This is a genomic window from Amycolatopsis umgeniensis, assembly GCF_014205155.1.
GTDB classification, from domain to species: Bacteria; Actinomycetota; Actinomycetes; order Mycobacteriales; family Pseudonocardiaceae; genus Amycolatopsis; species Amycolatopsis umgeniensis.
Genome location: NZ_JACHMX010000001.1, coordinates 309,814 through 322,368 on the forward strand (window position 1 = coordinate 309,814; position 12,555 = coordinate 322,368).

Sequence of the window (12,555 nt, forward strand, 5' to 3'; positions counted from 1 at the left end):
AGTTCAGGAGGTGAGGAAAGTCTTGAGTTCGTGGACGAGCTTGGTGATGTGACCGGAGATCACCGGCGTGCCGAGATCCTTGAAGCGCTCGCGGAACCACGGGTTGACGCTGCCCCGGCCGGCGCTGGTGACCGAGCCGACCGGGATGAACTTCGCCCCGGACCGGTGGATCGCGGCCATGCTCTCGAAAAGCTGCTCGACGCGGGTCTCGTAGAAGTCGGAGATCCACACCACCACGGTGTTGGCGGGCTCGGCGATCTTCGGCTGGGTGAGCGCCATCGCGACCATGCCGTCGTTGCCGCCGCCGAGATTGGTGCGCAGCAGGGTTTCGAACGGGTCGTGGACCCACGGCGTGAGGTCGAGTGCCTGGGTGTCGTAGGCGATCAGGTGAACGTCCACTTTGGGCAGTCCGGCGAAGATCGACGCCAGCACGGCGCAGTTGACCATCGAGTCGACCATGGAGCCGGACTGGTCGACGACCGCGATGAGCCGCTGCGGCGTGGTCTTCTTGGCGGTCTGCTTGTAGTAAAGACGATCGACGTAGAGCCTCTCCTCTTCCGGGCTCCAGTTGGTGAGGTTCTTCCAGATGGTGCGATCGAGGTCGAGGTTGCGGAACACGCGCTTGGGCGGGACCGAGCGGTCCACTTTGCCCGTCGAGGCCTTCTCGACCTGGGTCCGCAGGACCTCCGCGATCTCGTCGACGTAGCGGCGGATCAGCGATTTGGCGTTGGCCAAAGCCACTCCGGACAGGTTGTCCTTGTCCCGCAACAACTGTTCGATGAGTGACATGCTCGGGCTCAGCTTCGCCGCGAGCGCGGGATCGGCGAGGACCTCACGCAACTGCATCCGCTTGACCAGGTCCGCCTCGATGCCGCCGAGTTCAGGACCGATCGCCGGAAGCAGCGTGCTCAAGTCCGGCGCTCCACCTCCGCCGGTGCCGCCGAGCCCGGTCGGAGCTCCACCTGGGCGGCCGCCACGCAGCTCGCCCGGACGGCACCCCAGCGCGCGTTCGAACCAGCCCGCGTCGGCCTGCCAGCACGACAACTGGCTGGCGGTCACGGTGTGGGGCGCCGGGGCGAAGACGTTGAGCAGCACCTTCGACACCAACGCCGCGCGGCGTACCTCCGCGGCCTTGTCCCGGCCGTCCTCGGCTTCGGGGACCATCAGCCCGTCGAACTCGGCGGCAAGCTCCGGATGACGCTGGACGACCGAGTCGACGGCGACGTTCGGATCCAGCAACGCGGACGGCAAGCCGATGTCCTCGACCACGGCCAGGCTGGCCGATTCGAGCGCGGCCTGCTCGTCGTTGTCGAAGAGCCGGGCGAGCAGCCGCCAGTACAGGACCTGGCGGCGGTTGTCCTCGGATTCGGTCATTTCCGCAACAGCCTTCCGGCGCGCTCGCGCAGCACGGCCGCGGCGTCGGTGGCCGCCTTCTCGGCTTTCACCCCGGCCTTGTCCGTGGTGCCGCCGGCCCAAGCACCGGCGTGCACGCCGCTGGTCTTCTTGCGCACGGTGGTCTCCACGGCGAGCGGCTGGAGCCGGAAACCGCCTTCGTCCCACCGGATCAGGCCGATGCAAGCGCTCGAGATCGCGACCGCCTTCGGGGTGAGCGGACCGGCGGCGGGGATCCGATCGGTCTCGACGGCGAGGCGGTTCCCGGCGAACGTGAACGCGAGGGCGTCTTCGTCGCCCTCGGTGCCGTAGCCCTCCAGGAACACGGGCACGGCGATGCGCGCCGGATGCCTGTCCAGCGGCGCGATCGGCGCCGTTCCGGCTTTCGGCAGGGCGACACGCGCGGTGGCGAACGGATCCGCGAGCTCACCGAGACGAGCGTGCTCGTCCTGCCACAGAAGGTCGCCCTCGGCGGTCACCGGCATCTCGACAAGGTCCATCGAGCGCCCCTCGCTGACTGCGGTGAGCAGGGACAGATGCGGGCGCAGCAACTGCCAGATCCCGGCTCCGATGATCGTGTCCGGCTTCGGCACGGTGACGCTCGCGCGCACGAGACGCGATGCGGTGCCATCGTCCGGCTCGAACACCGCGTGGACCTGGGCCTGCGCGGCCGTCGCGTGTTCCAGCAGGTCGACCCCGAGCGGCAGCAGACGGCCGGTGACGGTGCCGACCGCGGGCGCCGCCGCCACGCCGGGCACGGTCAGCAGCATCCCGCGCGACCACAGGTCACCCCAGCGCCGGACGGGGACGCGGTCCAAGGCAGCGCCAGGACAAGACGCCGCGAGTTCGGCCGCGAAGCCGTCGAGCAGGACGGCCAGCCGGCGCAGGCCCGGTTCCGCGAGCAGGGCGGAGATCACCGGCGCCGAGGCCGAAATCAGGTCGTGGTCGATGCCCTGCCAGCCCGCGCGGGCCAGATCGGACAGCCAGGAACGGGCGGCGGCCAGCAGATTCGGTGACTCGGCACCGGCGGCGCCGGGAACTGCGTCCTCTTCGGACGTTCGCCCGGTCGCTCCGGCCACCCGGGCGGCGAGCGCGTCATGCACCGAGCCGAATACCGCGATCCGCGCCGCGGCAAGGGAAACGAAGTGCTCCTCCCCCGCCGCGCCTGCCGCGGTCTTCTCGGCCGCCTCGGCGACCCGTGCCGCCAGCGGCGACCCGGACACGGCATCGGCCAACTCGGTCAAACCAGTGACTTGTTGAGGGCGAAGCAGCCCGGCGACGAGCACGTGATCGAAGGCGTCAACGGTCGACAGTGCCTCATCGAGACCTGCGATGGGGTCGGTGAGCAGATCGGTGCGCATCACACCACCGTCCTGGTCGGCGGGAACCACTGCAGTTCCGGCACGGGCGCGGTCGATGGCTCGAATTCCAGGTACGCCAAGTGCCGCAGGAACTGGCTGAAGACGGACGCGGCGGCGGTGTTGTCCCCCTGTGACGGCCGTGTCGCGCTCATGGTCTGCGAAATGGCCTGGGCGGTCAATTCTTCAGGCTCGACACGTAAATAACGTGCGACACGCTCGGCGCTGTACTGAAGGGTGGCTTCGTTGAGCAAGGCGAGGATGTGGTTGCAGAACATGCCCCGCGCCCCGCCGCAGGGCCGGTTGTTGTTGGTACTGCAGGCGAATTCGTACGTGCTCGCCGCGACCGACGAGACGTACACACGGCCGATGTCCGATCCGCTGGACACCACGCCCTGCACCCGTCCGTCGGCCAGTTCGACGAACGGGACCTTGGCGAGCTTGCGCGGGCGAGCGGGTGCCAACACCCGTGCCGTACTCGCTCTTTCCCAGTCTGACAACGCATCTTCTCCTTGCGGGGGTGCCTCGGTGGGGACTGGGATGAACCTAGCGGGAGGCACCGACAGTTCTGATCAAGCGTGCCGTTCGCCGAGCTGAGCGGCCAGATCGAGGAGGTCTTCGGCGTAGAAATCGAACCGATCGGCCGGCGACGGAGGGTCTCCGACGGGCCTGGCGACGTAGGCGGTCCGCAGACCGACGCTCTGCGCTCCCCTCAGATCCCACGCGTGGGCGGCGACCATCAGCAGCCGCTCCGGCGGGGCGCCGGCCACCTTGACGGCGAGCTCGTAGACGGCCGGGTCGGGCTTGTAGCTCCGTACCTCTTCGGCGGAGAGCGCCTGATGCCAGCGGAGACCGGCGTGGGCGTTCATCCGGAGCAGGGTTGTGCGGCTGGCGTTGGAGAGGCCTATAAGCGGGAACCGTTCGGCCAGCCTGTTGAGCCCTTCGACGGTGTCGGACCAGGGCGGCATCCTTCGGCCCGCCGTCGCGAGTGCGTCTGTCTTGGCTGCTTCGCGGTCGAGAACGTCGCTCGCTGCGTACGGCCTGTCTCCTGCGACGATGCGTCGCTGCTCGGTTTCGACATGGCCCAGCCACTGGTCGACCAGCTCGTCCGCGTCGGCATCCGGCACGGCTTGCCGGATGGCCGCACGAATCCCAGCGGGCTCGTCGACGAGCGTGCCGAGTATGTCGAACACCAAAGCGTCGATCTCCACGGTCAACCTCTCAGTAAGGGTTAAAGTAGTGTTTAACCGTGAACGTACGAGAGGTTGGTAAGGGATGCAAGTAGCGTTAGACGATTACATCTGGGCGGCGGGCATCGCTACCGAGCTGGTCAACACCGCTCCCGAAGTCTGGCACGGCGAAGAACACCTGTCGGATCTCGCCGCCTTCGCAGCCCTACACTCTCTACCCGAGCCCACCCGGTCCGGTGATCTGCGTGCCATCCATAGGCTGCGCACCACAGTGCGAGGCCTGATCGACGCCCCGGACCGGGCACGCCTCATCGACGGTGCTTTCGCGCTCACCTCGACGGCCGGTGGCGTCACCCTTCACAGCGACAGCGCACGGTGGGCCGTTTCGCTTCAGCCGAGCGCGACAGTCACGGACGCACTGTCCCTGATCTGCGGCGTCGGGATCCTTGGCGTCGTCCAGACTCTCGGCGCGGAACGTTTTCGCGCGTGCGGCGCGCCTACTTGCCGGGGCGCGTTCATCGACACCACGCGGCCTGGGCGGAGGCGATACTGCATGCCGGGGTTGTGCGGCAACCGCGTCAACGTGGCCAACCACCGGGCACGCATCAAGCGCCGCGGCGGTTGAAGGCAGCCACTCCAGTGATCAAGGAAAGGGCGATGTACAAGCCCATCATCAGCACCGCCCCGATCGGCGAAAGAAGGTACGCGTCGTTCCTCCTCGTGAGCTGTGGCGGCAGATTCGACGGCGCCACGCGTGCTCATCCTGACAACGTTCGACAATGACTCGTACGTGCACTCCGCGCTGCGACTGGGGCGAGCGGCTTCGTTCTCACGGACGTCCTCGGGTGCGTTGGCCCCCTGATGGGCAGTGCTGGTTAGGACGTTCAAGCAAAGCAGCAGGCCGACACCAACCAGACGCTTGGCCCACGCCTGAATCAGCTCCTGAGTACGCCCTCCTCAAGGAAGAACGTGTGGCAGGCCTGGATGGTTCACGAACGGATTCTAGTTGGCCGTCTCCACCAACCGGCATTTCACTTCCACCAGCGACCGCTCTGAGAGCTCCTTCTAGAGAGAAATCAAGTCAAGTAACCATGCGATCGTCACCACGCCGGCAACAACCGCCACCACAGCGACGGGGATCGCGTGAAGCACACGCGCAGCACCGCGCAAAAGCCAACCCACGACCCGATGGATCAACAAGGCCATCCACCCGACCGCGGCTCCATAGTCGTATGCGAACTGAGGTGGATCACGATCGCGCCGCCTGCTCACCGTGCTCAAGTGAAACTCCGGGAGAACCATCACCGTGGCGAGCACCGCGACGGTCAACTGGATGAAGGCGGCAAGCAGGCGCAGCGCCCACGGCGCGATCCAGCGGGTCATCAGACAGCCGATGATCATTCCGACTATCACTGGACCGACACCGGGCGGGATGAGCGGGCCGACGATCACTGTGGGCTCGATCCATTTTCTCCGGCTGCCGCGGACGCCCGGTGGTTCTCACCGTAGGAGAACTTACGCGCCTCGTCGCTCCCCGTGAGCACCTTGTAGCCGGAGTCGCGAAGCCACTGGAGCGTGGTCCGTACCTGATCATCGATCTGCCAACGATCGAGCGCATCGGATTCGAGCAGTCGTGTTACGAAGTCGAAGACCGCCTGCCTGTGCGAGTCCCGCTCCTGGAGGAGCATACCTACGACCGAACTAACATCACCTGGTGCCAACGCGAGCTGGAGTGCGGCCTGATGGAAGTCGCCAGCGGCGACGATCTCGCGGAAAAGCTCCACCTTCCGCTGGATGGCCGCGTGGTTGAGGGTCGGTTCGTCCATGGCCAAACGGATGAAGACTTCAACCGAAAGGCCGAACCTAGCCCCGAGAGTGCAGTTCCGAAAGCGTGCATTCGCGGCCATTTCAGCATCCTCGGACTCCGTGATCTTGAACTTTCGAGTCACCATGCGCAAACTTTGCAGGACGAAGGGCGCCAACGCGAGGCGCACGTCGCTGATGCCGGCGGACACTACTTTCTCCGGACTCTCGACCGTCCAGATCAGATCTACCGAAACGCGGAACGCGATCTTGTCTCCCTCACTGGGTGACGTCGCTTCGAGTTGGACCACATGGACCCCGAGGTCGACGTCGTATGCCATGCGATAGCCACTCCATAGGAGTTCACCCGTTGTCGGATGCTTCTCTGGCCGACAAACGACGCGGCGTCCGGCACTCGTCACGAGCACATGCGCGACTCTGCCGGTCACGGGCAGCCGGCGGTAGAGAAATTCGAACCGTTTGATCCGGCGCTCACTGATGATCGGGCTGACATCTTCACGTCGCCCCAACCGGGCAGTCACCCCTTTTCTCCTAGCGGGCTTGGATCGAGCGGGAGGCGCGAGCGGCTCCTCGGCAATCTCGGATCTGGTCATGCTGTCTCCTTTGAAATGGCAGCTGTCAGTACTGTGGCAGCCTCGCTATCAAGAGGGTCGCTCCAGTCGTTCTGCAACCGGGTTATCAGGTAACTCAGCCGACTAGCGTCGGCATCGTCGTGCACAAGATAAGGGACAAACGCAACAAGGGCACGGAGGCACTCGGCGTCATTTTCAGCCGCTCGGATCCACGACCCGAAAAGTGACTTCGCAACGAAATCACCGCGACGACCCCGTAAGCCCCATCGCAGTAATTCAGCAATCTGCACAGTGAATCTCGGCTCGGCGTCCTGCAGGGCCAGCAGCAGAGGCCACCCCTCTTGCTCTCTTGGCAAAGATCGTTCTTGCCTTCCGGCTGAAATTCTCAGCGCATCGAGGTCGAAGCCACGCAGGACGATCGAGTACAGCATCGCCCACCAGGCCAGCTCTCGAACACTGCTACGTTGGTCGACATCAATCCATTCGACCAACTGCTGAAGAATCGGTTCAGCTTCGCCGAAGGCAAGCAGGTTAGCGATACTCCGCGCAGAGACCCTTACAAGATCAGCACCTTCATCTTCATCCAATGCCCTCTGCTGTTCCGACGGTGTACCGAGGACACGCAACTCTCGCAGCGTCACTTGGATCGCTTGCCTGCCCAGGTCGTAACCAAGTGTTGCCGCCGTCGTCCATTTCTCCGCTTCGGTTCCACCGTGACGCCAACCTCTCAGCCGGTCGCTGATCGCTTCCGTCATCCGCTCATCTCGTGCGGCCTGGTCGAGCGCGACGGCGGCGAACAACCTCCGCTGTGCCGCCTTCGCGCCGCGAGCATCAGCCGCAGGCCAAATTGTTTCATTGAAGGTGAAGTGGAAATCCAAAGAACAGAACAATCCTGTTGCCTGCGCAGCCCGCACCCAGATGGTGGGCCGCGGATCCTCACTCAGCTTCTGCAGCCAGGTGACCATGGCCCCCCGAAGATTGTGATGATGCAGCCAAACATGACTGAGAAGTACCACTGGAAACCGGTCATCCGCATACTTCGCCAGATCTACCGGAAGCCGAACATCGCCGAAAGAGAGCCAGCCGTCGACGAGTTCAGCCCGACAAGCCGGCAGGCGCCGCGCCTGGTCATCAGAAAACAATGACATCTTTGCTGCGCCAAGTCCACGAGCTTCGTCGTCGGACGACCGGGAGACCACTTTGAGAAGGTTCTCCGCCAGAGAGACTCCGGCTTTGGCGACGATATGATAGGGCGACTTGCTAAAGACGGCCAAAGCGATCCGAAAAGCTGCCAGCCGAAGCTCCCTTTCAAGCGCTTGCTCGGTTCGAGCGCCACTCAGCCCAGCGAACCACTGCACTACCTGATCCTGAACCAGCTGGTTGGCCTGGGTCTCGACCTCCTCGGGACTTAATCGACCTCGTCCGTAGTCTGCTAACAGCCTGGCCATCTCAACCACCTCAGCCGGTCTTGGCGCCGGGCCGAGCGCATCTTTGAACCGTGCTCCGGCCGCGATTTCATTCAGCCGGAGCGCCATACCGATCTCTCCATCTTTTCGCACTTCTTCAGCGATGTGCCGTTTTAGTAAGTCGACTACCAACGGAGGACTGTATGCTGCAGCGCATCCACCGAGGCTGCTCTCTTTGAGATCATCGCGGTCGGTGATGACGACGCAGTAGGAGCGCTCGCCGAGCAGGTCACGCAGCTTGCCCAGGTTCGCTTCAGTCAGACCTGCGGCTTCATCTCCAGCGAGCACGAGGACGTATCCACGGCCTTCCTTCTCAAAGTCCGCGTCGGTCAAGGATTCGATGTCCTGATCATCGTCGAACCTCGAGACCTTGCCACGACTCAGTTGATCGAGCAGATGCAGTGCCGTCGCGAACCGGCCGGTCCCATCTTGACCCCCGAGAACGAGAAGGTGACGCTCAACCAGCCTTTCGTGCATACCGTGATACCCGACCACCTGTACATACCGAGCGCGCAGCCGGACGAGATACTCCTTGAGTACCGTGCTGGATCGGCGCGCACGTGGCCCAGTGCTGAAGATGTTGACGTCACCGATATGCTGCTTCTTGATCTTCGTATCACGCAGGAACGCCATCGTTCCGTCTGTTCTCAGGATCCCGTTTCGATAGGCCTCTTCCGCCTCACGCCGCTCGGCTCCGAAAGGATCCTTGGCGTCAGTTCGGCTTTCGCCTGCCTTCTTCCCCGTTTCGGGAGTCTTTCTCGGCGCGTCAGGAACCTTCTTCGCGTTGTCAGGGTCTGATTTTCCGGTCGGTATCGCCTTGCCGGATTCAGGAACAGTTCCCTGTTTCGGTGAAGCTGACGCGGAGGCGGAGGCGGAGGCGGAGGCGGAGGCGGAGGCGGAGATCGCATCGTCGGCCATAGGTCATCACTTGATATTCTCGACGGTCGACGCGACTACCTGCGTGCGGATCTTCGTCTTTCCGTTGAAGGCGACGTTCGGGCCAGATGACGCGGACGACACCATTCGGACGTCCTCAGTTGGTCCATCCGGTCTCGGCCGGGGCGGGACAGACAACCCTGGAACACGTACCCAGCCGGCGACCCCTCTGTCGTCTTTCCGGTAGCTGGACGAATCGATCTGCAGCTCGGGCAGGCTGGATGTAAGCTCGTACAACTCATTTGAGACCGCGACGACAAGGTTGCTGTCAGGGGCACAGTTGAGGACTGACCGGGCGTACGCGGACCTCGCAAGGTCGCAGACCTCGACCTCATTGCCCATTCCGATACCAACCTGCGCCCGGTGCGGCATCCCCAGGACAAGACGGTCCATCCAAACACCCATGACCTCGACCGGAGCCACGTCAGGAGAGACAACACAGAGCAGACAGTCCTCCGCCTGTCGTGCCTGAAAACTGCCGGCGCCAAAGGATTCGAACGCCACGCGCCGGACCTCCTCGGGGCTGCCCGCGTCAGGACGAATCGCGACCAGAAGTGGTTCAGTGGGACTCATTGGGGAATCTCCGTTCGCCAAGTAGGGTCGCCCCAGTGCGTACGCGCGACCATCCGCCGTCAAGTCGTTGTTGAGTAAACACTTTTCCAGTCCTTCGAGTTCAGGCGATGCACCCATTCCGAGTTCGTCGTTCAGGTATCCACGGTGTCTCCGGAACACCTCAAGCGCCTCTGTGTCTCTCCCTGCGAAGTGAAGCGCACACATCATGAGAGCCGTGACCGCGGCGTCATCGGGGTGTTCGTCCAGCAGACCGCTCAACTCTCCGATGTGATCCTGATACCGTCCCAGTCTGAGTTCCACACGGAGATAAGCGATCTTGAGCGCGTGACGCTCCCTTTCGAGTTCTTTGCGATAGCTGTTGACCCGGCGAGTATCAAGGCCCGCAAGCGGCTTCCCTTCCGACAAACGCAGTGCTTGCGCCAGCAGTACAGCCGCGTGGCGGTCGTCTCGCTTCTCTACGTTGGTCAAGGCTTTCACCCTGTTCACATCGACCGAGTCCGCAGGGACGCCCAACCGGCATAGTCCGTTCCTGTTGACCAAGGAGTCCGCGAAACCCAATTTCCGCAGACGCTTGCGCAGTTCTGACATGAACCGACTGAGATCGTCGGAGGCGCTCTCCGGTTCGTCATCCCAAGCCCACGCCTTCAAGGTCTCGCGCTGGATCTCCAAACCTTTCGCCGCGAGCAGCCCGGCGAGCATGCCCTGTTCTCGTCGTGACCCCATCGGCACAAGCTCGCCGTCATGGACAGCTTCAACCTTTCCCCACAACCGAAAGATCACCGGCTGATCAGCGGAAGCGACGGTGCTCTCCTGCAAGATGCTTCACCTCTTTCGTAGTTCTTCGTAGCCACGCACCCAGGTGGGCACCTCGCCACGGACGTCGCTTCACACCCACTCCGTGGTCTCAGGCTTACATCACCGGCGGCAGAGGAGCCGCTGCCAGACACAGGAGAAAGTCATGATGGACAACAGTTCGTTCAAGAAGAGCCCGTTCAGCGAGAACGTCGGCGCGTGCGTCGAGGTCTCCCGGATGGGCGATGGAGTAGTTGTGCGCGACTCCAAGAACCCTGGCGGTCCGATGCTGTGGTTCTCGGCCGTCGAATGGACCGCGTTCCTCTACGGAGTCCTCGTCGGCGAGTTCGGCCTGGGCAGCTGATCATTGGCGGGTGTCGCGATCAGTTGATCGCGACACCCGTCTCACCTAAGGCGCGGAGGTCCGGACACCGTCAGCCAGAACGGCAAGGTAGTCGCGAGCGTCTTGGCCGAACACCGCCATCTGGCGAAGTGACGACCATCGTTGGCCGTAGATCATGACATCGTGCGGGTCACTGACCGTCATAGTGCCGTGAATCATCTCGAGCGTGACCCAGCTGTGCTCGGCATCATCATCGTCGTAGATGACGAAGCTGTGCGAAAGCAAGGTGACGGCCTCCTGGTGATACGGGATCAAGCCGATTGAAACGTTATCCAAAGTCACGATCGACGCGATTCGATCCCACTGCGCGAGCAGTCCTCGGGGCGGGCCCGGACACCAGCGCAGCGCCCCTTCCGTGATCACGAAGTCGAACTGCCGGTCCGGCTCGAAGATCAGTTGCTGTCGATTCAGCCGCGCGGCAACGGCCGCGCTGATCTCCTCCTCTCCGTACGGGGGTTGATAGGTGGCGAACACCCGCCGTGCGTAATCGGCGGTCTGAAGCAGTCCCGGTACGACGGAAGACTGGAAGGTGCGGACCCTCCGTGCGCGCCTTTCCTGTTCCCCTACCTCATCCTGGATGTGCGACTGGTCTTCAAGGAGTTCACGCCAGGGCTGAACTTCGGTGAATGCCTGCTTGGTCAGAAAGGTAAGTTGCTGGAGAGTCTCCTCGGGCGCACCGAGCGCCCTCCCCCACGCGGTTACTTCCGGAAGCGACGGGATCACCGCCCCCGACTCGATCCTCGACACCTTCGACTGACTGATCGAGACCAAGTGAGCAAGCTTGCGTCCGGAAACACCAGAAAGGTCACGCAACCTGCGCAATTCAGCAGCGAGCCGTGATCGCGCTGTCGACTGCATGAAACCCGCTCTCGCCGTGCCCGTGATTCAAATTGATCCACTTTGATTCGTTGGGCTGTGCAGTAAGTCGACCTCACTCTGGGCGAGCGGTCAACCCACCAAAAGGATGACTCGTAACGAGTCAGGCTGATTCCGCTTGCGGCGACTTGGGCTGGATCATCACGGAGGTGACGAGAGGCGACATCGACCGTGACATGGCACGAAGCTCTGCGTATGCGATGTCACCGCGACATACCAACCCGTGTTGTCACATTGCGATCCCCACGCCGCAGGCCGAAAAGTCGGAGACTGTGGCTACCAACAGTTTGCAGGCATCACGCGAGGAACCGGACAGCACGGGGCCCTCCCCGGCATGCGCCGAGGAGGGCCCCGCTACAACCAAAAGATCAAACGCCGGCGATCTGCTGAATCCAGGGCCGGTACCGCGTGATGTTCGTGTACGCGGTCGTCGTCTGCCGGTCACTCGTCGACGCGACGCCGACCTGGCGGCCGGAGGCGAACATCGGGCCTCCCGAGTCTCCACCGGCGGTGATGCCGTCACCGCGGCGCGCGCACACCGCGACGCCGCCGTTGTAGTCACGGCAGGAGACCGACGTGACAGAGACGTTCGCGACCTTCAGGTAGCGCGACTGGCAGTTGATCTCCGAACCGCACTGACTGGTCGCGCCCCAGCCGTAGACCTGCACGGTCTGCCCGACGGAGACGTTGGCGGTGGTGCCCAGCGGCGAGTAGGTGGCGTTGACCGACGTGGTCAGCTTCACGATCGCGAGGTCCGCGGACGCGTGCCGGGTGACGGTCGAACCGGTGGCCATGGTGCCGCCGCTCTGCTGGTCGAGGCTGCCGATACGGAAGGTGAACGTGCCGCCGCTGGCCACGCAGTGTTTCGCGGTCAGGATGTATTGCGGCGCGATGATCGTCGAGGTACACGTTTGCCGGCCGTTGGCGAAGAGTCTGGCCGCCCATGGGCCGCTCGACGCGTTCTGGCCACCGATGATCATCGGCTGGACATCGGAGGACGGTTCCGCGGCGGACGCCACGGGGGCGGTCACGCCGAGCAGCGCCGCGAAGGCGGTACCGGCGATCAGGGCGAAGGAGCGCAGACGCATGGTTCCGACTCATTTCTGCGGCCGGGGGTTCAGCCGCGCGATGGGGACGGGTGTGCTGATTCTGGGACGCGGCACGAGAAATCGG

The 12,555-nt window shown here is 63.7% G+C and carries 12 protein-coding genes; 2 read left to right on the forward strand and 10 right to left on the reverse strand.

Annotated features, from left to right (window positions below; translation table 11 throughout):
• Window positions 1-3 precede the first annotated feature (3 nt).
• From HDA45_RS01350 to HDA45_RS01365, 4 genes are all read right to left on the reverse strand, one after another.
• Entirely contained in the window at window positions 4-1,374 is a 1,371-nt protein-coding gene (locus tag HDA45_RS01350) for a VWA domain-containing protein (RefSeq protein ID WP_184891477.1), read from the reverse strand.
• On the reverse strand, window positions 1,371-2,753 hold the full coding sequence (locus tag HDA45_RS01355; protein WP_184891478.1) for a hypothetical protein: 1,383 nt from the start codon (window positions 2,751-2,753) through the stop codon (window positions 1,371-1,373). The genes HDA45_RS01350 and HDA45_RS01355 overlap by 4 nt, the downstream gene beginning before the upstream one ends.
• Window positions 2,753-3,217, reverse strand: coding sequence for a hypothetical protein (locus tag HDA45_RS01360; RefSeq protein ID WP_343071957.1), 465 nt, complete (start codon window positions 3,215-3,217; stop codon window positions 2,753-2,755). The genes HDA45_RS01355 and HDA45_RS01360 overlap by 1 nt, the downstream gene beginning before the upstream one ends.
• Before the next feature lie 105 nt (window positions 3,218-3,322).
• A complete protein-coding gene (locus HDA45_RS01365; RefSeq protein ID WP_184905194.1) occupies window positions 3,323-3,961 on the reverse strand; it encodes a haloacid dehalogenase type II in 639 nt (212 codons plus the stop codon).
• A gap of 64 nt (window positions 3,962-4,025) precedes the next feature.
• Here HDA45_RS01365 and HDA45_RS01370 point away from each other — a divergent pair, with 64 nt between their 5' ends.
• A complete protein-coding gene (locus HDA45_RS01370; RefSeq protein WP_184891480.1) occupies window positions 4,026-4,565 on the forward strand; it encodes a CGNR zinc finger domain-containing protein in 540 nt (179 codons plus the stop codon).
• Window positions 4,566-5,005: 440 nt separating this feature from the next.
• Here HDA45_RS01370 and HDA45_RS01375 read toward each other — a convergent pair whose 3' ends face one another.
• Genes HDA45_RS01375 through HDA45_RS01390 form a run of 4 tightly spaced genes read right to left on the reverse strand, consistent with a single transcriptional unit; the run spans window position 5,006 to window position 10,127 of the window.
• Complete coding sequence (locus HDA45_RS01375; RefSeq protein ID WP_184891481.1) at window positions 5,006-5,392, reverse strand: hypothetical protein; 387 nt, start codon at window positions 5,390-5,392, stop codon at window positions 5,006-5,008.
• Window positions 5,389-6,357 (reverse strand): hypothetical protein, encoded by a 969-nt coding sequence (locus HDA45_RS01380; RefSeq protein WP_184891482.1) that lies wholly within the window; start codon window positions 6,355-6,357, stop codon window positions 5,389-5,391. Before HDA45_RS01380 ends, HDA45_RS01375 begins: the two co-directional genes overlap by 4 nt.
• The gene (locus tag HDA45_RS01385) at window positions 6,354-8,720 is read right to left on the reverse strand and encodes a hypothetical protein (RefSeq protein ID WP_184891483.1); all 2,367 of its coding nucleotides are present in this window, start codon (window positions 8,718-8,720) and stop codon (window positions 6,354-6,356) included. Before HDA45_RS01385 ends, HDA45_RS01380 begins: the two co-directional genes overlap by 4 nt.
• Before the next feature lie 6 nt (window positions 8,721-8,726).
• Window positions 8,727-10,127, reverse strand: a complete 1,401-nt coding sequence (locus HDA45_RS01390) for an AfsR/SARP family transcriptional regulator (protein ID WP_184891484.1) — start codon at window positions 10,125-10,127, stop codon at window positions 8,727-8,729.
• Between the two features lie 142 nt (window positions 10,128-10,269).
• On the opposite strand from HDA45_RS01390, the gene HDA45_RS01395 reads away from it, so the two are divergent.
• A complete protein-coding gene (locus HDA45_RS01395) occupies window positions 10,270-10,467 on the forward strand; it encodes a DUF397 domain-containing protein (RefSeq protein ID WP_184891485.1) in 198 nt (65 codons plus the stop codon).
• Between the two features lie 45 nt (window positions 10,468-10,512).
• Here HDA45_RS01395 and HDA45_RS01400 read toward each other — a convergent pair whose 3' ends face one another.
• On the reverse strand, window positions 10,513-11,364 hold the full coding sequence (locus HDA45_RS01400) for a helix-turn-helix domain-containing protein (protein ID WP_184891486.1): 852 nt from the start codon (window positions 11,362-11,364) through the stop codon (window positions 10,513-10,515).
• Between the two features lie 386 nt (window positions 11,365-11,750).
• Complete coding sequence (locus tag HDA45_RS01405) at window positions 11,751-12,470, reverse strand: S1 family peptidase (protein ID WP_184891487.1); 720 nt, start codon at window positions 12,468-12,470, stop codon at window positions 11,751-11,753.
• Window positions 12,471-12,555: the final 85 nt, after the last annotated feature.